This window comes from Xenorhabdus sp. SGI240, from assembly GCF_040081915.1.
Lineage (GTDB): Bacteria > Pseudomonadota > Gammaproteobacteria > Enterobacterales > Enterobacteriaceae > Xenorhabdus > Xenorhabdus bakwenae.
Window position 1 is genome coordinate 126,736 of sequence record NZ_JBEBMB010000004.1, and the last position, 22,633, is coordinate 149,368.

Below are 22,633 nucleotides of genomic sequence, written 5' to 3' on the forward strand. Positions count from 1 at the left end.
TCTTTCAGTTTAAAATCAAACCGTTTCAAATGCCTGAGACAAATCCGTTATCAAATCATCTGCATTTTCAATACCGACAGAAATTCGGATCAATTGTGGGGTAATTCCGGCAGCCAGACGCTTCTCCAACGGAATGGAAGCATGAGTCATGGAAAACGGCTGACCAATCAAGCTCTCCACGCCGCCTAAACTTTCCGCCAATGTAAACAGTTGCAGCGCTTTAATGACGCGACGCGCATAATCTTCATCCCCTTTCAGTACGATGGAGATCATGCCACCAAAACCTCGCATCTGACGTTTTGCCAATTCATGCTGAGGATGAGAAGCAAGACCGGGATAATACACTTTCTCAACTTGTGGCTGCTGTTCAAGCCAATGCGCAATCTTCTCAGCACTGTCAATATGGCGCTCCATACGCAGGGACAATGTCCGGATACCACGCAGGACAAGGAAACTGCTGAACGGATCAAGAATGCCGCCAATGGAATTTTGCAAGAAGGCAACTTGCTCGGCCAACTCTGCATTATTTCCCACCACGGCAAGGCCAGCAACAACATCAGAATGACCATTCAGGTACTTAGTTGCAGAGTGCACAACAATATCAAACCCCAAATCAAGCGGACGCTGAATATAGGGGGAAGCAAAAGTGTTATCTGCCACGCTGATAATATTATGCCACCTGGCAATTTGTGCAATCGCCGCTAAATCAGCCAATTTCAGTAGTGGGTTAGTGGGCGTTTCCACCCAAATCATTTTAGTGTCGGGCTGAATTGCCGCTTCCAGTGCTGTAGTATCCCCTGCCTCAACATAAGTGACTCTCAGACCCGCCGTCCGGCGACGCACTTTTTCCAGCAATCGGTAAGTCCCGCCATAGAGATCATCTACCGCAATGATGTGGCTGTCTTTATCAAGTAACTCCAAAATAGTTGAACTGGCTGCCAGACCAGAGCCGAAAGCATAACCCCGCGTGCCATTTTCCAATTCAGCAATCGTACGTTCTAAGACATCACGCGTTGGATTCCCGCTACGGGAATATTCATATCCCGTATGCTGGCCGGGTGCAGATTGAGCATAAGTCGATGTGGCATAAATTGCGGGCATCACTGCCCCCGTGTGATCAGGTACATAGCCTGCATGAACGCTTTGTGTATCAAATTTAATCCGATTAAATTTAGTCTTATCAAACTTAGCCATTAATTTATTCCTGAAAGAGATCAATTGAGTTGTTGACGCCATGCGTTCAGAACATCGGTACGAGTAACAAGCCCCAGAAAACGATTGTTATCATCAACAATCAGGGCCACATGACCAACATCAAAAGTGGCCATTAACTGCGCCAATGACGCTTTTTTATTGAGCGTATGAACCTGATTGGTCATCGCTTCAGTCACAGACAATGAGAAATGATGTGAATTGGCCTGAATGGTATGCATGAGATCCCACTCATCAATAAGCCCGACAATTTGATCGTTTTCGATCACAGGTAACTGTGAAATATCATACAGACGCATACGGCTATAAGCGATCTGCAAGGTATCCTGCGGAGAAACTGAAACCGTCGCACCATCCTGATAACGATAAGTAATATAATCGCTCAAATTATTTTCTTGTGGTTGTGAACGCAGCCCTTGTTCCAATAACCAGTAATCATTAAACATTTTCGACAGATATTTGTTACCGCTGTCACACGCCAACGTCACCACACGTTTCGCCGTTGTCTGTGCACGGCAATAACGTAGCGCCGCCGCTAACAATGTTCCTGAAGAAGAGCCAGCCAAGATCCCTTCTGTCAATAGTAAATCGCGGGCGCAGGCAAACGCTTCTGCATCAGTAATGCGATAAGCATGGTGAACCTGAGAGAAATCCCCAAGAGGCGGGACAAAATCTTCTCCGATACCTTCCACGAACCAACTTCCCGCTTCGTCATAGTGACCATGCTCAACATAATCGGCAAGAATAGAACCTTTAGGATCTGCGAGGATAAATTCCGTATGAGGGGAAATTTCCTTAAAATACTGGCTCAAGCCACCCAGAGTCCCGCCAGAACCGACACCCACAACCACAGCATCAACATTCTGCTCCATCTGCTGCCAAATCTCCGGCCCCGTGGTAACAAGATGGGCGGCTGAGTTCGCCGGATTATTGAATTGATCAATATAATAAGCTCCACTGATTTCTTTCGACAGGCGCAGAGCATAGTCCTGATAGTATTCTGGGTGCCCTTTTCCAACATCAGAGCGTGTCAAGCGAACATCCGTACCCAGCGCCCGCAGGTGATAAATTTTTTCGCGGCTCATTTTATCAGGTACAACTAAAATCAGTTTATAGCCCTTCATGGCGGCAACCAACGCCAACCCAATCCCCGTATTACCTGCCGTGGCTTCAATGATGGTGCCCCCGGGCTGCAACACCCCCTGTTTTTCCGCCTGCTCAATCATTGAAAGTGCAACACGATCTTTAATCGAACCGCCCGGATTCTGATTCTCTAACTTAATGAATAGCTGGCAAGGGCCTGTATCCAGATGAGTCAATTCCAATAGCGGTGTATTCCCTATAAGTTCAAGAACTGAGCGTGGTGCTGCCATATTTGCCTCTTGATAATCGGTAAAATTTGCAAACAAAACTTTCAGACTGGGAAAGAATAACGCTGTATGGTAATCAATTTGAAAGAACAAATGAAAACTACATATAACAAAAGAGAATTAATTAATTCGATATTGATAAATTAAAACATGTCTATACCCATCCAACTTCAAGATGCGTGTTATATTTCTCCGCGCAGCGGGAAAATATAAGGCCTCGCGTCGTCTTGCGGATTGCAACTTGAAGTTTATCGAGTATACAAATCATTATTTTTTATCATTTAATAATAAATAAATCCTAATAATAGGGCTTGATGAAAATAAGTTCCTCATAACGAAAATCTCATTACAATCTAAACATCATCATTCAACCTGATAAAAAGAGGCACCTATGTATACATACAGAGAAGCCGCCAATTTTGCGGCATTCGTGTTATATGCAGCGAAAATGAATGAACAGTACTACAATAATCCAACCCCCCCAGCCGACCCTCGAATTGAAGAGAATGGATGGAAAGTTATCGCGTATATCTCAGCAGATGACCTGTCTTTCTCCGTAACGCCCAGAAAAGGTGAATTGCCCGAACATGTCTGTTATGGTTATGTGGCAAAAAAAGTGGCAGAAAAAAACCATTCTCCAGAGGAATATATTATTGCTATACGTGGAACCGATCCCACAATTTTGCTGGAAGATGTCCATGATGGGCTGATTGATTTTACCTCACCGTGGACTCGTTTCCCCAAGATAGCAGTCAGCCAGGGTTTTTTTAGTGTCTATGACTCAATGAAGCTGATTCCCATTGAGCCTGAATCTCACCGTGTTTACAGCAATCTTAAATTGGCGGAAGCGATTACCCGGCTTATCGGGGTAAGTGGTCAGTTCACTATAGCTGGTCACAGCCTTGGGGCAGCAATTGCGTCTTACCTTATGTATGAAATAGGCTCGATAGCCCCCAATCATTCAGCCTGTTTATTTGCCTGCCCAAGACCAGGAAACAGAGAATTCGCCAAACTCGTTACCCAAAACTTTAGCAATTTTGCGGTGTTCAACTATATCGATGACGTCATACCTCATCTGCCTCCTAAAATCCTGGGATATGCCTCATTGGACTATATCAACGAGTTTAAACCTCAAACCAATTTAGATATTTCAGATGGGCCGTTATGTAGCCACTATTTAATCAATTATATTGCCAGACTCGATCTGGAGGTGTTCAGAAGAGTCACAAAACAGGGTGATATTGATTCTTGTATTAATTTATAGTTAGGAACTCATCATCAACAAACAGGAGCACAAAGATGAAATGGCGTGGTTACACATACAGTGCAGTATTAATAGCAAGTAGCCTGTTTTCCCCTGCATCATTATGGGCAAAAGGGGAAGCCCACTTGTTATTCCACATGGGGCTGGGAGCCAACGGTACATTCTTTGTAGGCGGCACACTGCAAAATCAAGGCGACCAACCTGTGGCGGGGGGCTATCTGGCTGTTTTACCCCTTAATGCAAAATGTGAGCCAGGTACACTGACCGTGTACCCATTTGAACCATTGGCACCGGGGGAGAAGAAGGAATTTCGCGTCCCAATAAATACCCCGCTAAGCAGTTATCGTTTAATGGGTTTTGGTGCCTATGACGATATGGGCTTTCCTCTTCCCGCCATAGATGAAACCGCAAAAATTATTCAAGAGCGCGAACCCGGTGAGCGCAAAGCTTGTCAGTCAGCCCGAACACCAACCTCTGCCAGTCAACCTGCACCTCAAGGGGGGGCATAAAAAACTATTGTGTAATTCCTCTATTCGATATTGTGTTGAGCCACTTCAGCTACATGGGGATCTTTTTCCAATGTCAACATTATCCCATCATCAGGCAATCCTTTTGCCATATATTGGGCGCTATATCCTCCCAATGTACCAATTTCGAGAATACGTCTTGCGCCACTCATTTGTACCATCATCATCAAAAACTACCCTTGCAGCGCAGAAACATTAATAGCTGGCAATCCTTGAGCGGACATATGTTCAAGTGTTTATTCCAGGTGCGGGGATTGAGGTAACAGGGCTTGTTTAAGATAGTCGTCAACGTCTGTCCACTGTTGCTGGCGTGCTGCTAGCTGTGCATCGGAACTCATGATCATATTCCTTTCATTGTTAAGGTTAAGTATTGCGAGAACATATCATTTAGAAAAAATGATCTCGACGCTCTCTCTTTTGCTTATTCCAGTTGGCTGACACCTTTTGTGGCCTGGCAAAGATAGATATCCGCTTTCAAACCTGTCTCAGCCTCATATTGTTGCTCAATCGCCTTTTCCACATTTTTCACCAAATCAGGGGGAACCAACGCCACCACACAACCGCCAAAACCGCCTCCTGTCATACGGACACCACCATGATCGCCAATCACGTCTTTGACTATTTCCACCAGCACATCTATTTCACGGACAGTAATGTCAAAATCATCACGCATGGAAATATGCGATGCAGCCATAAGCTGACCAAGACGAAACAAATCACCCGCATTCAAAGCATCAGCCGCCAGTTGAGTACGCAAATTTTCCCTGATCACATGGCGAGCCCGTTTGACAAGCAATGTATCGAGCAACGCTTGTTTAGCATTGAACTCCTCAAGCGTGATATCACACAACATATTCACTCCCAACAAATGGGCGGCTTCTTCACATTGCTGCCTGCGCATATTGTATTCGCTATCCACCAACCCCCGTTGTTTATTGGAATTGATGATCATCACAACCACGTTATCAGGCATACGTACAGATTGCGTAGCCAACGTAAAGCAGTCGATCAACAAGGCGTGACTTTCTTCCCCACAAGCAGAAATTAACTGATCCATGATGCCAGAATTACAACCAACAAATTGGTTTTCTGCTCGCTGTCCACTCAACGCAATCATTTTGGGACTAATATCAAGCTGATAAAGCGATTTAATGGCTTGCCCAACCACAACTTCCAACGACGCAGATGAACTCAAACCCGCACCTTGTGGAATATTGCCACTAATAGCAAGATCCATACCGCCAAATGCATAACCGCTTGCCACCAGAGCACTCATCACACCACGGATGTAATTTGCCCACATTTTTTCTGACTGAAAGAGAATTGGCTGGCAAAGATCAAATTCATCACACTGATTATGATAATCAACCGCTATCACCCTGACCCGCATATCCCCACGTTTAGCGGCGGCAACTACCGTCTGGAAATTAATTGCGCAAGGCAAGACAAAACCACCGTTGTAATCCGTATGCTCACCGATAAGATTCACCCGTCCCGGTGCCTGAAAAAAGTGCGTTGGAGAAGAGTTAAAGCATGTATTAAAAGATTCAGTGACGTTTTGGACTAAAGTTTGCATCTCTTTTCCCCCAGAAACGTTTCTTAGCGGAAATCAGCGTACCTTAAAATGAATGTCGCTGACATCCCGTAACCGCTGGGCAGCCTGTTCCGGCGTTAAATCACGTTGGGCTTCCGCCAACATTTCATAACCCACCATAAACTTACGGACGCTGGATGACCGTAATAACGACGGATAAAACAGTGCATGTAATTGCCAGTGATCAATCTTGTGTTTTTGTGATTTAAGATTGGTATCGCATTGATGCTCGAAGAAAGGCGCAAAATGCCAGCCCATTGAATAGGGAAAAGCGCATTGAAACAGGTTATCGTAGCGACTGGTCAATTTTTTAATCGCTACCGCCAAGTCATCACGTTGTGCTTGCGTCAGTTCATTCATGCGACGGATATGACTTTTCGGCAATAGCATAGTTTCAAATGGCCATACCGCCCAATAAGGTACAACTGCAAGCCAATATTCGGTTTCCACGACCGTGCGTATACCGTCTTTGCGTTCAGCCTCAATATAATCCATCAACAAATTAGATCCTTGCTGGTGATAATACTGCCGCAACAATTCATTTTTACGCACCAGCTCATCCGGCAGGAAATCACTGGCCCAAATCTGCCCATGAGGATGAGGTTGAGAGCACCCCATCATTTCGCCTTTATTCTCAAAAACCTGGATCCAAATATAACGCTGGCCCAACTCTTCAATCTGCGCATTCCATGCATCAATGACACGACGGATTTGCTCCAATGGCAGCTCCGGCAATGTCTTGCTGTGATCAGGAGAAAAACAGAGTACCCGACAAACACCACTCACTGGCTCAATTTTAAATAATGGGTTATCGGTAGGATGAATATCAAAGCGTTCCGGTAACAAGGCAGAATAATCATTCTGGAATATATAGACGTCCTGATAATCTGGATTGATATTACCTGGAGCGCGGGTATTGTTCGGGCATAAAAAACAGTGTTCATCGTAATCTAGCAAGGTAACGTGGAGAGGTTTTTCATCGATGCCACTCCACGGTCGTTCTGTTCGGTGTGGTGAAACAATAATCCATTTACCCGTCAAAGGATTGTATCGCCTGTGTGGGCAATCAACAGAATTGAATCGCATCTTTGACATATTGGATACCCCCTTGCTTTCACCACACAAACCTGACAGAAATCCAAACGTTTTTTGTTGTTTCTTACTTCACTTTATAGCCATTGGGATTTTGAGACTGCCAACGCCAGGCATCCGCCGTCATTTCCACGATAGTTCGATTCGCTTTCCAGCCCAGCTCTCGCTCGGCTTTCTCCGGGCTTGACCAACATTCTGCAATATCTCCCGGACGACGTGGACACATTTCATAAGGAACTGGCTTGCCGCAAGCATTACTGAAAGCGTCTACCATTTCCAGTACGCTGGTGCCTTTTCCGGTACCCAAATTGTAGATATGCAATCCCGCTTTCTTACCAACGGCATTGAGGGCCGCGATATGCCCGTCAGCCAAATCCATAACATGGATATAATCGCGAATTCCAGTGCCATCGGCTGTTGGATAATCATTACCATACACAGACAGTTTTTCCCGGCGGCCTACCGCAACCTGGGCAATATAAGGCATCAAATTGTTGGGAATTCCCTGAGGATCTTCCCCCATCGTGCCGGAAGGATGGGCACCAACTGGATTGAAGTAGCGTAATAACACCACAGACCAATCGTTTTCTGCATGATGGAAATCAGACAGGCAGCGTTCAACCATAGACTTACTGGTGCCGTAGGGGTTAGTTGTATTACCTACCGCAGACTGTTCAGTAATAGGCACAACATCCGGATCACCATATACCGTCGCGGATGAGCTAAAGATAATGCTTTTTACCCCCGCTTTACGCATACTACGCACCAGTACCAGCGTTCCATTGACATTATTGTCATAATATTCGATAGGTTTGGCGACGGATTCCCCAACCGCTTTCAAGCCTGCAAAATGAATAACTGACTGGATTTGGTGGCGGGAGAAAATAGCATCAAGGAATGATTCATCTCGAATATCCCCTTCATAAAACAGTGGCTGCACTCCCGTCAATGCCTCAATGCGCGCCAGAACTTCATGATTGGCATTGCACAGGTTATCGATGATGATCGGCGTCATTCCAGCTTCAATCATCTGAACACAAGTATGGCTACCGATATATCCCATCCCTCCGGTTACTAATATTTCCACAACAACCTCTTTTCAAAAATGGTAATAACGAGGAGTATAAAAAGAGTTAGTACGTTAGTGAACTAAAATTAAAATATGGCAAAATCAGACCATAAACATTTTTAATTGATCCCTTATTTAATAATCGCAGCCGATAATAAAAAACCATGATGAAAAAAATGACTTTTACTTCTCTCCTTACCTCTGCTCAAGCTACTGCCATAAATGATCCTTTTTTTACAGACATACAGGCAGGTACGCTGTCAGAACATCCCGATCTTCATGTCATAAAAACTTATTTTGACCCGTCTTGCTATCGGGATGCACTATTTGACGAATGTGGTATTACCTATCCAAGCCAATTACAGAATGCAGTGAATAAACGACGAGCGGAATATCTGGCAGCCCGTTATTGCACTCAACAAGTTTTAAACCGTTTGGGTTACTCTGGCTTTCAGGTAACCAATGCCCAGGATCGCTCCCCAATCTGGCCGGACAATATTTGTGGTTCGATTTCTCATTCAGCCAGCTGTGCTATTGCCTTAGCGGCTTCTTGCAATCAATACCGAATAATAGGCGTAGATATCGAGCAGGAGATTAAGTCAGATACCATCAAAAGTGTTTCACCTAGCATCATCAATGACAATGAAATGAAATTACTGACAGAATGTCCATTACCTTTTGCACAGGCATTCACGCTTGCGTTCTCCATCAAAGAAAGTCTATTTAAGGCACTTTATCCCCACGTAAAACGCTTCTTTGATTTTCATGCGGCTGAAATTACGTCAATTAATTGCAGCGATTACGCCATAAGCATAAAACTACTGCAAACATTATCTAATGAATATCGAGCGGGTTCGCAATTCCACGGAAATTTTGCCTTAATGCCCCAGCAGCAGGTGTTGACGTATATGGTGCAGTGATATGCTTTATTTGAAAAAAAGCGAACCCTAAATTTTTTCAAATATTGCAAATATCGCAAATTGCGATATCATAAGGAAGTGATATGCGAGTTATCACGGCAAAAGTCATCATCGAAGCGATGCAAAAACATGCTCAATGGAAAATGGGGTTAAAGCTCTGGTTGGATGTTTTTGATAAGGTATCTTTACGGTTTGAATCTTATGCTCAAATTCGTGAGCTATGGCTTAAAACATCGACATGGAATGTCGATCGTGTCCCTCACGAATTACTGGGGGCAGGAAGTAAAAAAGGGCCATTAGATATTTATATATTTGATATCCATAAAAATAAATGCCGTATTATCACATGGCTTAATCCCGAATCAGGCACTTTTTACATTAAAGAAGTCTGCACCCATACCGAATATGATAAATGGTGGCGTAAGCAGACTCAATCAAAACGATCAAAAAGGTAAAGCATGAGAAAAACATCACTCGTTACTGATAAAAGGATTGATGGACTCATCGAAATTTTACCCCAAATAATGCAGTCAATATCTGGGCAAATCAGCCCTCTGGCACTTTTGTTCTCCGCGTGTATTGAGCCTGTAGAAAATGATGAAGATCTGAATGCCCGCATGGCACTGATTAATGAGTTATACTCATATGCTGAAAATACCGAACATGCCGCAGCGAAGTTCGCTGATTTTATCACTGACCGTGTCTATGAGTACGAAGCTAAAAATCGCCAAGTCCCCAATGTTACTCCACGTGAAGCATTAAGTTACTTGATGAAAGAAAGAGGCATAAGGCAGCTTGATCTGCGTGACATTGCAAACCAGAGCGTCATATCAGAGATACTGCATGGAAAACGTTCTATGAACATTGGGCAAGTAAAAGGCTTTGCCAAATTCTTTAGCGTTCCTGTCGAAACCTTTATGGGTTCAGACTAATAAAAACTACATTTTTATATACCAATCCAACTTCAATATGCGTGTTATATTTCCCCGCGCAGCAGGGAAATATAAGGCCTCGCGTCGTCTGGCGGATTGCTACTTGAAGTTTATCGAGTCTAGATACACTCAAATTAACTTTAAGAGTCAAGGCTCACCTTGATGAGCCTTTAAAAAGAGCCTACAAGATTAATGCATTAAAAAGCTTTCTTTGATGCCTGCAAATACAGCAACTCCAGCCCAATTGTGGCGGCCGCCAATGCCGTAATTTCAGATTGGTCATAAGCCGGTGCCACTTCCACTACATCCATTCCAACAATATTCAATGGTTGTAAGGCACGCACTATTTTCAATGCGCGATCTGACGTCAATCCACCAATCACCGGCGTTCCTGTACCTGGCGCAAATGCCGGATCAAGACAATCAATATCGAACGTCAGATAAATCGGCAAGTCACCAACCACCGTTTTAATCTGCCCAGCAAGATCATCAACACTGCGATCATTAACCTGACCAGCATCCAGTACAGTAAAACCATTATCCGTATCATGTTCAGTACGAATACCTATTTGTACTGAATGGTGAGGATCTATCAGCCCTTCATTTGGCGCATGGTAAAACATCGTACCATGATCAAATTGACTGCCATTTGGATAAGTATCTGTATGCGCATCAAAATGGATCAGCGCCATTTTGCCAAAGTGTTTTGCATGGGCACGTAACAGTGGCAAAGTGATAAAGTGATCACCACCAAATGACAGCATATGCTTACCCGATGCCAGCACTTTTTCAGCATGTGCCTGCAACTTATCACTCATATCCTGGGCATCACCGAAGCTAAATACCAGATCCCCGCAATCCACCACATTCAGGTGCTTGCGTAAGCTGAAGTTCCACGGCCAACGGCTGCTTTCCCATGCCAGATTAGTCGATACCTGACGGATGGCAGCCGGCCCGTGGCGGCTACCCGCGCGTCCCGATGTTGCCATATCAAAAGGAATCCCGGTAATCACCCATTCCGCATCACTGGAATAGGGTTGAAAGTTCAACGGAAAACGCAGGAAGCCAAAGGCATTTGAAACCAAAGAGTTATCAATTTGGTTTCCTAAGGAGCTAATACTCATGATATATCCTCAAAAGTCCCATACTGGCTTATTACCAATCTCCAATAATTGGCAGTAACAAGTAACACAAGGGCTTATTTACACTATACCCATCCAACTTCAGATGCGTGTTATATTTCCCCGCACAACGGGGAAATATAAGGCCTCGCGGCGTTTTGCGGATGGCAACCTGAAGTTTATCGAGTTATTATACAAAACACATGATCAGGAATGACTATTGATACAGATTAATGGCTAATCAGGATTACTCATCTTCCAAATAGGTGTAGCCATACAGGCCACTTTCAAACTCTTGCAAGAATTGTTCCTGCAAATTGTCATCCAGATCAGTCGATTTCACTTGATCACGGAAACGGGTCAATAATACCTGCGGATCCAGTTTGACATATTGAAGCATATTGGCGACAGAATCACCTTCCTCGCTCTGCTTATAAGTCACTACGCCATTTTCTGCAACATAAACATCAATGGCAGCCGTATCACCAAACAAGTTATGCATGTTACCCAAAATTTCCTGATAAGCTCCAACCATAAAGAAACCAATCAGTGGCGGGTTTTCTGGATCATAAGCTGGCATTGGCATCGTTGTCGCCACACCATCACCATCAACATAGTGATCAATTGTACCGTCAGAATCGCAGGTGATATCCAACAAAACAGCACGACGATCCAGCGGTTTATCCAGACCTTCAATTGGCAAAACAGGGAAAAGTTGATCAATCCCCCACGCATCCGGCATTGACTGGAACAGCGAGAAATTCACGTAGAATTTATCTGCCATGCGTTCCTGTAATTCATCAATAATCGGACGATGGGCACGGTTGCTTGGGTCAAGGTCTTGCTGAATGTGGCGACAGATATTTAAATACAGTTCTTCCGCCCACGCACGTTCTGACAGATCCAACATACCGTGAGCATACTGGGTATGGACATCATGCAGATCAAACTGGCTGTCATGCAGCGATTCACGCAGGGAACGGCGGCTACTGTCAGATTGCATCTCCAGCCAGGTTTCCCACAAACTGGTCAGAGGGCGCGTCGCACCTTCTGCCGGCGGCGTAGTTTGAGTAAATTCATTGTGCTCTACCCCAATAACATTGGAGACCAAAACGGTATGATGGGCGGTCAATGCCCGGCCGGATTCCGTAATCACAGTTGGGTGAGGCAGGCCATGTTCTTCACATGCATCCCCAATGCCCCAAATAACGTTATTCGCATATTCATTCAAACCGTAATTAACCGAGCACTCAGACTGGGAGCGTGTTCCTTCATAATCGACACCTAGACCACCACCAACATCAAAGCACTGGATCTTGACACCCAGTTTAGACAATTCGACATAAAAACGGGCAGATTCACGCACCCCCGTTGCCACATCACGGATATTTGCCAATTGGGAACCCAAGTGGAAATGCAGCAATTGCAAACTATCCAACCGCCCAGCTGAACGCAACCTTTCAACTAATTGCAATACCTGCGCGGCAGCCAATCCAAACTTCGATTTTTCACCGCCACTGGCCTGCCATTTACCAGACCCCTGGGATGCCAAACGGGCCCGAACGCCCAAACGCGGGATCACATTCAGGCGCTTGGCTTCTTCCAGTACCATCTCAATTTCAGACATCTTCTCGATAACCAGATACACCTTGTGTCCCAGTTTTTCACCGATCAATGCCAGACGGACGTATTCGCGATCCTTATAACCATTACAAACAATCACAGTACCTGTCATGCCTGCATGAGCCAACACGGCCATTAATTCCGCTTTGGAGCCTGCCTCCAATCCAATCGGTTCATCAGCATTTGCCAATGTCTCAATGACACGGCGATGTTGATTGACCTTAATTGGATAAACAAGGAAGTAATCTCCTTTATACCCATAAGATTCACGTGCACGTTTAAACGCGGCATTAATCGAACGCAAGCGATGTTGCAAAATCTGGGGAAAACAAAACAATGCCGGCAACCGCAATTGTTCTTTTTCTTCCTGAACTTTCTTCACCAGAGTGACGAGTTCAATTTTAGCTCCCGGTAAGTCAGGGTTTGGGAAAACACTGACATTACCCAGATCATTGACATAGTAATAGCCGCCGCCCCAGTATGCGATGTTATAGGTCTGTCGCATTTTGCGAGCGATATTATCATTCATGGCAGTCTCCTTCATGGAGTCGAGATTTGCCTTCGCCTGTAAGGTCAATAACCCAAGACACTATTTTATAGTGCGTATCTTGCGCATTAAAAAATGTCAGGGAACAGCATGCTCTTAGATTATAGGAACGTTTAGAGAGGACTAAACAATATATTTACTGTGACTCATAATGATACCAACTCAATATTACCTGCTGCTTATATACTGCAAGTAACTATGCTGCGGGTAACATCGAAATGACTGCATATTGAAAAGGAAGGAACAAGATGTGGATACATCAATGGCATAATGTGGCTGTTGGCCGTTAATAATCAACAGATAATGGTTCATAACCCCATTCACCCCCACATGGCTTACCCACCGCAAGCCGTTTCTCAATTGAGAAGCAGGACATGTGTACATTTCCTGCAAGCGCCCGTAACTTCAAGTACAAAAAAATGACTTATGCTACGCGCGCAGTTTATACCTGTAATCCAGCAAAATTGCAAAATGCAATTTACCTAAATAAGGCCGAACATCCCTCATACTTTTTAGATGGTGAAGCAAAAATGTCACACAATGGAAGATAATTAGAATTAAAAAAACTGGTAACCTTAGCAAGAGTGACTTAAAATAGCCGTCTAGACGGTAAAACATCCGCCATTAATCCAAGATTATATTTAAGGTAATAAAATATAATGACTACACATCTTTTTACTTCTGAGTCTGTCTCAGAAGGACATCCAGACAAAATTGCCGATCAGATTTCCGATGCCGTCCTTGATGCAATTTTAAAACAGGATCCTAAAGCTCGCGTGGCCTGCGAAACTTATGTTAAAACAGGCATGGTCATGGTTGGTGGTGAAATCACGACCAGCGCTTGGGTTGATATAGAGGAAATTACTCGCAGTACAGTACGTGAAATCGGCTATACCAGCTCAGATATGGGGTTTGATGCCAACTCATGTGCAGTTATCAGCGCCATTGGTAAACAATCTCCAGATATCAACCAGGGTGTTGACCGTACAGATCCTCTGGAACAAGGTGCAGGAGATCAGGGCTTGATGTTTGGTTATGCGACCAATGAAACTGATGTTCTCATGCCAGCACCTATCACTTATGCACACCGTTTGGTTGAGCGTCAGGCCGAAGTTCGTAAAAACGGCACCCTGCCGTGGTTGCGCCCTGATGCAAAAAGTCAGGTCACTTTCCAGTACGAAAACAACAAGATTGTTGGTATTGATGCTGTTGTCCTTTCAACCCAACACAGCGAAGATATTGCTCAAAAAGCACTGCATGAAGCCGTGATGGATGAGATCATCAAACCGGTATTACCTGCTGAATGGCTTACCCCGATGACCAAATATTTCATCAACCCAACAGGTCGTTTTGTCATCGGAGGGCCAATGGGTGACTGTGGTCTGACTGGCCGTAAGATCATTGTTGATACCTATGGTGGTATGGCTCGTCACGGTGGTGGCGCATTTTCTGGTAAAGATCCCTCCAAAGTTGACCGTTCGGCAGCCTATGCCGCGCGTTACGTTGCCAAAAACATCGTTGCGGCAGGTCTGGCTGATCGCTGTGAAATCCAGGTTTCTTATGCCATCGGTGTTGCAGAGCCAACATCTATCATGGTGGAAACGTTCGGTACGGAGAAAGTCCCAACTTCCACACTGATTCAACTAGTCCGTGAATTTTTTGATCTGCGTCCTTATGGCCTGATCAAGATGCTGAATCTGTTACACCCCATTTATCGCGATACTGCAGCTTACGGTCATTTCGGTCGTGAACAATTCCCGTGGGAAGCAACAGATAAAGCTGAAATTCTGCGCTCTGCGGCAGGATTGAAATAAAGGCTTTGCTAACCTATGAAGCCCGCAAATACTGCGGGTTTTTTTATGATCAAAAGTACGGTATTCAGCCGTAATAAAATCCGTTAGCGTTACCCGTACATTCTGTGTGCAGTAAGGCATTCACTTAATTGTCGTTGTTCTGTTGGAGGCAACTTAATAAGATATATACTCATTTTTTGTGCATGCTGGCCGCTTTAATTTTCTCTGCATCATCAATAACTTGATCGGCTGTTTTCCCATGAAGGGATTGAAAAAATTTCTGTTCCAATTTTTGTATATCTGCATGTTTGATATTTCCATTCTTGTTATCCTTGAACAGATCATCAAAGTCGATATTATTGATCATGACAACATTTAATGAGTCATCAAATTGTAATCTTTTATCTTCTGGTAAAGTATCTCTGATTTTCTCAATGGATGTTTTTACAGCAATGTCATTTGTTCCATCAATTTTGAGTTGATTATCACACCCAGTCAATGCAAATCCTAATAAACAAATCGTTAACAATTTTCTCATGATCAACCCCGCGATTACCGATTAAAGTAATCATAGCAAGAATGTGAACATATAAATCGTTTTAAGAAAAATTTTTATTATCAAATTAGGAATATTTATAACTTTATTATTGATTACTTTATGTAATTAAAAATAATCAATATACATATCGAATTCATTTGCTGAAATATTGAAATATCAATCTGCTATTCCTGATATCACTTCCTATAAAAGGATAAACCATGTTTAATATTCATTACCCATAAAACGTTTTCTGTCCGCGTTATTCCTATTACTCCCCATATATACTCGATAAACTTCAATCTAACGTTATAATAAAACGAGAAGATATAACATACCGTTATTACTCTCAAAAAATATATTCCTCTAGAAAATCACATTCTATGCGGTTTTTATATGTCTCGCATTTAACTATCAAGGTTTATATTTATTGATATAGCTCTTTTATATTTCAGTTCAGCTTTGCTCAAAATTAAGAATTAGTCTGATAATAAGTTGAGAATATATATTCTAACATACCTCAAACCAAAGTACCCGGAGAATATAATGAAAAAACTACATGATATCGAAAAAACATTGTTGCCTTGTACATCTTATAAGATGCTGATTAATGGTGAGTGGCGTGATAGCGTTTCAAAAAATACGATACAAAGCTACAACCCTGCAACCGGTGAATTGTTGACAGAATATGCAGCAGGAAATGCCGAAGATGTTGAACTTGCCGTCAAGGCTGCCCAAAAAGCGCTGCCAGCATGGAGCAAAACATCCGCAACGGAGAGGCAATCTTTATTACTGAAAATTGCCGACTTGCTGGAAGCCGAAGCCGAACGTTTTATTGTCCTTGAAACATTGGATGGGGGTAAAACCCAGGCGCTATGTCGTCATTTCGATATTCCTTTTTCTGTTGATCATTTCCGCTACTTTGCCGGCGTTATCCGTGCTCATTCTGATACAACTGATGTCATCGATAATGACACACTGAGCTTAGTCATCAGAGAACCCATTGGCGTAGTCGGGCAAATTATTCCGTGGAATTTCCCGCTATTAATGGCTGCCTGGAAACTCGCGCCTGCCCTTGCTGCCGGTAATACTATTGTTATCAATCCTGCCAGCCTGACTCCAATCACGCTGCTTGAATTGGGGCGTATCATGAATCAAGTTTTACCAGCGGGTGTTGTCAATATTGTTACAGGGCGTGGCTCAGTGGTAGGCCAGGCAATCCTCGATCATGACGGCATTAACAAAGTCGCCTTTACTGGATCAACAGAAGTCGGTTACAACGTTGCCGCAGCTGCGGCGAAAAGGCTTATTCCGGCCACGCTGGAATTGGGAGGTAAATCGGCTAATATCGTCTTCCCTGATGCCAACATGAAAAAGGCCATCAAATATGCAGCCAATGCAATTTTGCTGAACCAAGGGCAAGCCTGTGAATCCGGTGCCCGTCTGTTCCTGCATAAAGATATTCATGATGAATTCCTCAATTCACTGAAAACAGTGTTTGAATCAATCAAAGTGGGCGACCCGATGCTGGCAGAAACAGAAATGGGCTGCCAGGTCAGTGAAGAACAGATGCACACTATTTTAGGTTACATCGACCTCGCAAAACAGGAAGGTGCAACCGTTTTGACTGGCGGAAAACGCATAACCGGGGCAGGATATGATGATGGCTTCTTTATCCAGCCGACGATCCTGACCAATGTCACCAATAAGATGCGGGTGGCGCAAGAAGAAATTTTCGGGCCTGTACTATGCGTCATTCCGTTCAGTAACGAAGAAAACGTTATCGAAATGGCCAATGATTCCGACTATGGCCTGGCAGGTGCCGTATGGACGCAGGATATTAACCGTGCCCTGCACATCGCCAAAGCAATAAAAACAGGCCGTATGTGGATCAACACCTATCATGAATTGCCCGCTCACACTCCTTTCGGTGGTTATAAGAAATCAGGACTTGGGCGTGAAACCCACAAGATGATGCTGGATGCTTATACAGAAGTGAAAAATATCTATATCAGCACCAAAGAAGAGTAACACAATCGCCACCTGCAAGGGTGGCGATTTTGAGCATGGCTTATTTAAACATTAAGAGTCAGAAGGAATTACAACCAGAAAAACCAGGCAATCGCAGAAATAATGGCAATACATACCAAATTCAGCACTATGCCTACTCTGACCATTTCAACTTGTTTGATATAGCCGGTGCCATAAACAATCGCGTTAGGGGGTGTTGCAACAGGTAGCATAAATGCACAGGATGCCCCGATACCAATTATCATGGTCAAAACCATAATCGGCATTCCCAGCGCTTCTGCAACTGTGGCAAAAATAGGTACAAGTAGCGCGGCGCTTGCAGTATTACTGGTAAATTCTGTCAGGAAGATAATAAACGTAGCAATCGCAATGATGATCACAAACCAAGGGCTGGCACCGAAAGCCTCCGCCATCCCATTTGCCATAACTTCACTGGCACCGGAATTTTTCAAAACGGCACTCAACGTCAGACCACCACCGAACAGCATCAATACGCCCCATTCAGTGTTATTTTGAATCTGCGACCATGTTGATACCCCAGTGATACCAATCAGGATAGCGGCACTCACTGCAATAATCGTATCCAGATCTTTGACACCGCCGAGTGCATCACTAATCAATGAACTGAAAATCCAGCACACTACGGTTAGCAGGAAAATGCCCATGGCAATAACACGCTTACCATTCCATTCCAGGTGCTCCAATTCCAGATCAAATTTGTGGTTCAAATTTGGGCGTAACATGAGGTACATCACCCCAACCATGACTGGCATGAGAACAATGACCATTGGTACGCCGTATTTCATCCATGTAAAGAAATCCATACCTAATTGTGCGGCAGCGATAGCATTGGGTGGGCTACCTACCAATGTCCCCAAGCCACCGATGCTGGCGCTATAGGCAACACCAAGCAGCACAAAAACAAAGGTATTGCGCTCAGTACGTACATCCAGATTCGCCAGAATACCGAGGATCAGTGGTAACATCATGGCAGCAGTTGCCGTGTTGCTTATCCACATAGAAAGCAGGGCAGTAATACCAAATATCAGCAATACCGCCACAGATAAACGCCCACGGGCAATCATCAACAGACGATTAGCGATTAATCTGTCCAAGCCTTGGATATGTAGCGCTGTTGCCAGTGCAAAGCCACCGAAGAACAAAAAGATTATCGGGTTGGCAAAAGATTTCAGTGCATCGCCGGTATTCATCAATCCCATGCCGACCGCCAGAATAGGAATACACAGCGCAGTAATGGTGACATGAATGGCTTCCGTTAACCATAACACGCCAACAAATACCATTAATGCCAAGCCCGTATTTGCTTTTTCCCCATAGGGCAAAAACTTAAGCAATATCACAAGCAAAATGATGTCCAGCGCGAGAATAATTAAGCCTCTTTTATTTGAGGGTGTAGGCCCAATCGCTGGGGTTAAAGATTCAGAAGCGTCCATGAAGACTCCATAAAACAATGAAACATAACTCTGTAATGTAAAAAGAATAATTGATGAATCATTGTCACAAATGTTAAAGAATTACATTACAAATGAAATAATAAGGAGTATTAACAAGGAATAAAATACGAGTTGTATAATTTTGGGATCTGCTACGCGGGATTTGTCTGTCCACTGCATTATTGTTCAAAAAAAGAACTGAATTTCTGTTGTTATATCACACTTTCATCCTGCACTTAAGATAAGTACCGGCATAAAAAATAAAATTTTCTTTCAATAAGAAGGCGAAAGAGACGACTCCCTTCCGCCAAAACATAAATAATTTTTATTTTTTAAAGGAAAAAACCGACAATTATGCCTGGCCTTTCACTTCTTTCAGACCGTTGAAAGGAGCACGATTACCCAGTGCTTCTTCGATACGGATCAACTGGTTGTATTTAGCAACACGGTCAGAACGGCTCATAGAACCCGTTTTGATTTGACCCGCAGCAGTACCCACCGCCAGATCAGCAATAGTTGCATCTTCAGTTTCACCGGAACGATGAGAAATGACCGCCGTGTAACCTGCCTCTTTTGCCATCTTGATGGCAGCCAGAGTTTCAGTCAACGAACCGATCTGGTTAAACTTGATCAGGATGGAGTTTGCAATACCTTTTTCGATACCTTCTTTCAGGATCTTGGTGTTAGTTACGAACAGATCGTCACCAACCAACTGGATTTTGTCACCCAACACTTTAGTCTGGTAAGCAAAACCTTCCCAATCAGATTCGTTCAGGCCATCTTCGATGGAAACAATTGGGTACTCTTTGGTCAATCCTTCCAGATAATGGGTGAATTCCTGAGAGGTAAAAGTCTTGCCTTCGCCTTTCAGTTCATAGTTACCCGTTTCTTCGTTATAGAATTCAGAAGCTGCACAGTCCATCGCCAGCGTAATATCTTTACCCAGTACGTAACCCGCTTTCTCAATCGCTTCTTTGATTGCCGCCAGCGCTGCGGCGTTAGATTCCAGGTTTGGCGCATAGCCACCTTCATCACCCACCGCAGTGTTCATGCCTTTAGCTTTCAGCACTTTTGCCAGATTGTGGAATACTTCGGAACCCATACGTACAGCTTCTTTCAGTGTGCTTGCGCCAATCGGCTGGATCATGAATTCTTGAATATCGACGTTATTATCTGCGTGCTCACCACCGTTGATGATATTCATCATTGGCAGAGGCATGGAGAATTTCCCCGGAGTGCCGTTCAACTCAGCGATGTGCTCATAGAGAGGCATACCTTTCGCTGCGGCTGCGGCTTTGGAGTTCGCAAGAGAAACAGCCAAAATCGCGTTAGCACCGAAGTTAGATTTGTTTTCAGTACCATCCAGCTCGATCATGATCTTGTCGATGTTAACCTGATCTTTCGCATCCTGACCAACCAGAGCCTGTGCAATTGGGCCGTTAACCGCAGAAACGGCTTTTAGTACACCTTTCCCCATGAAACGAGATTTATCGCCATCACGCAGCTCCAGCGCTTCGCGGGAACCGGTTGATGCACCTGATGGCGCAGCAGCCAGACCAACAAAGCCCCCTTCCAGGTGTACTTCTGCTTCTACCGTTGGGTTACCACGGGAGTCGATGATTTCACGGCCAAGCACTTTAACGATTTTGGACATTAGGTTTTCCTCAGTACAAGTTAAATTACGGGCAACGGATTAAAAATAAAACTATTTCCTTAAATAGTGATGCCCTTAAAAGCAAATTAGCTTAATTTCAATCCATTGCCCCATATCTTATTTCAACTGGCCTTTCTGATATTTGCCGGCAGCTTCGACAAAGCCGGCAAATAGCGGATGACCATCGCGGGGCGTTGAAGTGAATTCCGGATGGAACTGACACGCCACGAACCACGGATGCGCTGGGTTCTCGATGATTTCCACCAGTTTGTTGTCGATTGAATGGCCAGCAATGCGCAAACCTGCATCTTCAATGCGTTTCAACAGCAAATTATTCACTTCATAACGATGGCGATGACGTTCAACAATGTCATTCTGACCATAAAGTTTATGTACCAGACTGTTTTCAGTCAGACGGCACAATTGGCCACCAACGCGCATCGTCCCGCCGAGATCGCTCTCTTCGCTACGTACTTCTACGTTGCCGTTCTCATCACGCCATTCGGTGATCAGAGCAACAACCGGTAACTTACATTCAGGATCGAATTCAGTAGAGTTAGCCCCTGCCATTCCCGCAACATTGCGAGCGAATTCAATCAGAGCCACTTGCATACCCAAACAAATGCCCAGATAGGGGATTTTGTTTTCACGGGCATAACGTGCGGTCATGATCTTACCTTCGATACCACGGCCACCAAAGCCACCGGGAACCAAAATCGCATCCAGACCTTTCAATACGCCAACACCGCGCGTTTCAACATCCTGTGAATCGATCAGCTTGATGTTGACTGTCAGGCGATTTTTCAGTCCGCCATGTTTCAGCGCTTCAATCACTGATTTATACGCATCTGGCAGTTCAACGTATTTGCCCACCATCCCAATGGTCACTTCACCCGATGGGTTGGCTTCTTCATAAATGACCTGTTCCCATTCGGACAGATCCGCTTCCTGGCATTCGAGGCTGAATCGTTTACAAATATAATCATCTAAGCCCTGAGATTTCAAGAGGGCTGGAATTTTATAAATGGAATCAACATCTTTTAAAGAGATAACCGCTTTCTCTGGAACGTTACAGAACAGCGCAATTTTTGCACGCTCATTGGCCGGAATAACGCGGTCTGAACGGCAGATTAATACGTCCGGTTGGATACCAATCGACAGTAATTCTTTCACGGAATGCTGGGTCGGCTTCGTTTTCACCTCGCCCGCTGCGGCCATATAAGGCACCAGCGTCAGGTGCATGAACAGCGTGTTTTCACGACCGACTTCCACCGCCATCTGACGAATAGCTTCAAGGAATGGCAAGGATTCGATATCACCGACAGTACCACCGATTTCCACCAACACAACATCATGGCCTTCTGCGCCACGGATGATACGGTCTTTGATTTCATTGGTGATGTGAGGAATAACCTGAATGGTTGCCCCCAAATAATCGCCACGGCGTTCTTTGCGCAGCACTTCAGAATAGACACGGCCTGTTGTGAAGTTATTGCGGCGTGTCATTTTGGTTCGGATGAAACGTTCGTAATGACCTAAATCAAGATCAGTTTCAGCGCCGTCTTCGGTAACGAAAACTTCCCCGTGTTGGGTTGGACTCATTGTGCCTGGATCGACGTTGATATACGGGTCCAGTTTCATAATGGTGACATTGAGTCCACGGGCTTCGAGTATAGCCGCCAAAGAGGCTGCGGCAATGCCTTTACCCAGAGAGGATACGACCCCGCCGGTCACAAAAATATAATTAGTTTTCATGCTGAACCTGAAAGTTTAGGTTTAAAAGGATGATGAATATAACAGGACGGGAAAGCAGTATACCCTAACCTTAATTTCGCTACAAACCATCTAAACGGGGTAAGGTGCCACATAAACAGTAGCACGGCGAAAAAAAC

The 22,633-nt window shown here is 44.3% G+C and carries 19 protein-coding genes; 7 read left to right on the forward strand and 12 right to left on the reverse strand.

Going from position 1 to position 22,633, the window contains the following annotated elements; genetic code table 11:
- Positions 1-15: 15 nt before the first annotated feature.
- Both ABLA76_RS01765 and ABLA76_RS01770 read right to left on the reverse strand, forming a co-directional pair.
- Positions 16-1,194, reverse strand: a complete 1,179-nt coding sequence (locus ABLA76_RS01765; protein WP_348986634.1) for a PLP-dependent aspartate aminotransferase family protein — start codon at positions 1,192-1,194, stop codon at positions 16-18.
- A 20-nt stretch (positions 1,195-1,214) separates the two neighbouring features.
- Positions 1,215-2,585: a cystathionine beta-synthase gene (locus ABLA76_RS01770; RefSeq protein ID WP_348986635.1), complete on the reverse strand. Its 1,371-nt coding sequence runs from the start codon at positions 2,583-2,585 to the stop codon at positions 1,215-1,217.
- 388 nt (positions 2,586-2,973) lie between these two features.
- On the opposite strand from ABLA76_RS01770, the gene ABLA76_RS01775 reads away from it, so the two are divergent.
- Both ABLA76_RS01775 and ABLA76_RS01780 read left to right on the forward strand, forming a co-directional pair.
- Complete coding sequence (locus ABLA76_RS01775; RefSeq protein WP_348986636.1) at positions 2,974-3,846, forward strand: lipase family protein; 873 nt, start codon at positions 2,974-2,976, stop codon at positions 3,844-3,846.
- Between the two features lie 35 nt (positions 3,847-3,881).
- Positions 3,882-4,355, forward strand: a complete 474-nt coding sequence (locus tag ABLA76_RS01780) for a membrane-associated Zn-dependent protease 1 (protein ID WP_348986637.1) — start codon at positions 3,882-3,884, stop codon at positions 4,353-4,355.
- Between the two features lie 20 nt (positions 4,356-4,375).
- On the opposite strand, the gene ABLA76_RS01785 is transcribed toward ABLA76_RS01780, so the two are convergent.
- From ABLA76_RS01785 to galE, 4 genes are all read right to left on the reverse strand, one after another.
- Positions 4,376-4,540: a hypothetical protein gene (locus ABLA76_RS01785; protein ID WP_285808373.1), complete on the reverse strand. Its 165-nt coding sequence runs from the start codon at positions 4,538-4,540 to the stop codon at positions 4,376-4,378.
- Positions 4,541-4,794: 254 nt separating this feature from the next.
- Positions 4,795-5,949, reverse strand: coding sequence for a galactokinase (gene galK / locus ABLA76_RS01790; protein WP_348986638.1), 1,155 nt, complete (start codon positions 5,947-5,949; stop codon positions 4,795-4,797).
- A gap of 33 nt (positions 5,950-5,982) precedes the next feature.
- The gene (locus ABLA76_RS01795; protein WP_348986639.1) at positions 5,983-7,062 is read right to left on the reverse strand and encodes a UDP-glucose--hexose-1-phosphate uridylyltransferase; all 1,080 of its coding nucleotides are present in this window, start codon (positions 7,060-7,062) and stop codon (positions 5,983-5,985) included.
- Between the two features lie 64 nt (positions 7,063-7,126).
- Entirely contained in the window at positions 7,127-8,146 is a 1,020-nt protein-coding gene (galE, locus tag ABLA76_RS01800) for a UDP-glucose 4-epimerase GalE (protein ID WP_348986640.1), read from the reverse strand.
- Positions 8,147-8,304: 158 nt separating this feature from the next.
- Here galE and ABLA76_RS01805 point away from each other — a divergent pair, with 158 nt between their 5' ends.
- The 3 genes from ABLA76_RS01805 to ABLA76_RS01815 all read left to right on the forward strand — a co-directional run bounded on the left by ABLA76_RS01805 (position 8,305) and on the right by ABLA76_RS01815 (position 9,980).
- Entirely contained in the window at positions 8,305-9,048 is a 744-nt protein-coding gene (locus ABLA76_RS01805; RefSeq protein ID WP_348986641.1) for a 4'-phosphopantetheinyl transferase superfamily protein, read from the forward strand.
- Between the two features lie 83 nt (positions 9,049-9,131).
- A complete protein-coding gene (locus ABLA76_RS01810) occupies positions 9,132-9,503 on the forward strand; it encodes a type II toxin-antitoxin system HigB family toxin (protein ID WP_348986642.1) in 372 nt (123 codons plus the stop codon).
- A 3-nt stretch (positions 9,504-9,506) separates the two neighbouring features.
- Positions 9,507-9,980: a hypothetical protein gene (locus tag ABLA76_RS01815; protein ID WP_348986643.1), complete on the forward strand. Its 474-nt coding sequence runs from the start codon at positions 9,507-9,509 to the stop codon at positions 9,978-9,980.
- A 197-nt stretch (positions 9,981-10,177) separates the two neighbouring features.
- On the opposite strand, the gene speB is transcribed toward ABLA76_RS01815, so the two are convergent.
- The gene (gene speB, locus ABLA76_RS01820) at positions 10,178-11,104 is read right to left on the reverse strand and encodes an agmatinase (protein WP_348986644.1); all 927 of its coding nucleotides are present in this window, start codon (positions 11,102-11,104) and stop codon (positions 10,178-10,180) included.
- 244 nt (positions 11,105-11,348) lie between these two features.
- The gene (speA, locus tag ABLA76_RS01825; protein WP_285808381.1) at positions 11,349-13,253 is read right to left on the reverse strand and encodes a biosynthetic arginine decarboxylase; all 1,905 of its coding nucleotides are present in this window, start codon (positions 13,251-13,253) and stop codon (positions 11,349-11,351) included.
- 677 nt (positions 13,254-13,930) lie between these two features.
- On the opposite strand from speA, the gene metK reads away from it, so the two are divergent.
- Positions 13,931-15,085, forward strand: coding sequence for a methionine adenosyltransferase (gene metK, locus ABLA76_RS01830; protein ID WP_047767623.1), 1,155 nt, complete (start codon positions 13,931-13,933; stop codon positions 15,083-15,085).
- 169 nt (positions 15,086-15,254) lie between these two features.
- Here metK and ABLA76_RS01835 read toward each other — a convergent pair whose 3' ends face one another.
- Positions 15,255-15,602, reverse strand: a complete 348-nt coding sequence (locus ABLA76_RS01835; protein ID WP_348986645.1) for a DUF6694 family lipoprotein — start codon at positions 15,600-15,602, stop codon at positions 15,255-15,257.
- A gap of 546 nt (positions 15,603-16,148) precedes the next feature.
- Here ABLA76_RS01835 and ABLA76_RS01840 point away from each other — a divergent pair.
- Complete coding sequence (locus tag ABLA76_RS01840; protein WP_348986646.1) at positions 16,149-17,633, forward strand: aldehyde dehydrogenase family protein; 1,485 nt, start codon at positions 16,149-16,151, stop codon at positions 17,631-17,633.
- 68 nt (positions 17,634-17,701) lie between these two features.
- Here ABLA76_RS01840 and ABLA76_RS01845 read toward each other — a convergent pair whose 3' ends face one another.
- The 3 genes from ABLA76_RS01845 to pyrG all read right to left on the reverse strand — a co-directional run bounded on the left by ABLA76_RS01845 (position 17,702) and on the right by pyrG (position 22,496).
- Positions 17,702-19,087 (reverse strand): DASS family sodium-coupled anion symporter, encoded by a 1,386-nt coding sequence (locus ABLA76_RS01845; protein WP_348986647.1) that lies wholly within the window; start codon positions 19,085-19,087, stop codon positions 17,702-17,704.
- 352 nt (positions 19,088-19,439) lie between these two features.
- Positions 19,440-20,741, reverse strand: a complete 1,302-nt coding sequence (gene eno, locus ABLA76_RS01850) for a phosphopyruvate hydratase (protein ID WP_047767615.1) — start codon at positions 20,739-20,741, stop codon at positions 19,440-19,442.
- A 117-nt stretch (positions 20,742-20,858) separates the two neighbouring features.
- Positions 20,859-22,496, reverse strand: coding sequence for a glutamine hydrolyzing CTP synthase (pyrG, locus tag ABLA76_RS01855; RefSeq protein WP_047767613.1), 1,638 nt, complete (start codon positions 22,494-22,496; stop codon positions 20,859-20,861).
- Positions 22,497-22,633 lie beyond the last annotated feature (137 nt).

Bases quoted from the DNA above. Each gene is read 5' to 3' on its own strand.
- ABLA76_RS01775 (WP_348986636.1), top strand. From the start codon at position 2,974: ATGTATACATACAGAGAAGCCGCCAATTTTGCGGCATTCGTGTTATAT.
- ABLA76_RS01780 (WP_348986637.1), top strand. From the start codon at position 3,882: ATGAAATGGCGTGGTTACACATACAGTGCAGTATTAATAGCAAGTAGC.
- ABLA76_RS01765 (WP_348986634.1), bottom strand. From the start codon at position 1,194: ATGGCTAAGTTTGATAAGACTAAATTTAATCGGATTAAATTTGATACA.
- ABLA76_RS01770 (WP_348986635.1), bottom strand. From the start codon at position 2,585: ATGGCAGCACCACGCTCAGTTCTTGAACTTATAGGGAATACACCGCTA.
- eno (WP_047767615.1), bottom strand. From the start codon at position 20,741: ATGTCCAAAATCGTTAAAGTGCTTGGCCGTGAAATCATCGACTCCCGT.
- ABLA76_RS01810 (WP_348986642.1), top strand. From the start codon at position 9,132: ATGCGAGTTATCACGGCAAAAGTCATCATCGAAGCGATGCAAAAACAT.
- ABLA76_RS01815 (WP_348986643.1), top strand. From the start codon at position 9,507: ATGAGAAAAACATCACTCGTTACTGATAAAAGGATTGATGGACTCATC.
- ABLA76_RS01805 (WP_348986641.1), top strand. From the start codon at position 8,305: ATGACTTTTACTTCTCTCCTTACCTCTGCTCAAGCTACTGCCATAAAT.
- speB (WP_348986644.1), bottom strand. From the start codon at position 11,104: ATGAGTATTAGCTCCTTAGGAAACCAAATTGATAACTCTTTGGTTTCA.
- pyrG (WP_047767613.1), bottom strand. From the start codon at position 22,496: ATGAAAACTAATTATATTTTTGTGACCGGCGGGGTCGTATCCTCTCTG.
- ABLA76_RS01835 (WP_348986645.1), bottom strand. From the start codon at position 15,602: ATGAGAAAATTGTTAACGATTTGTTTATTAGGATTTGCATTGACTGGG.
- metK (WP_047767623.1), top strand. From the start codon at position 13,931: ATGACTACACATCTTTTTACTTCTGAGTCTGTCTCAGAAGGACATCCA.
- ABLA76_RS01840 (WP_348986646.1), top strand. From the start codon at position 16,149: ATGAAAAAACTACATGATATCGAAAAAACATTGTTGCCTTGTACATCT.
- ABLA76_RS01845 (WP_348986647.1), bottom strand. From the start codon at position 19,087: ATGGACGCTTCTGAATCTTTAACCCCAGCGATTGGGCCTACACCCTCA.
- speA (WP_285808381.1), bottom strand. From the start codon at position 13,253: ATGAATGATAATATCGCTCGCAAAATGCGACAGACCTATAACATCGCA.
- ABLA76_RS01795 (WP_348986639.1), bottom strand. From the start codon at position 7,062: ATGTCAAAGATGCGATTCAATTCTGTTGATTGCCCACACAGGCGATAC.
- ABLA76_RS01785 (WP_285808373.1), bottom strand. From the start codon at position 4,540: ATGATGATGGTACAAATGAGTGGCGCAAGACGTATTCTCGAAATTGGT.
- galK (WP_348986638.1), bottom strand. From the start codon at position 5,949: ATGCAAACTTTAGTCCAAAACGTCACTGAATCTTTTAATACATGCTTT.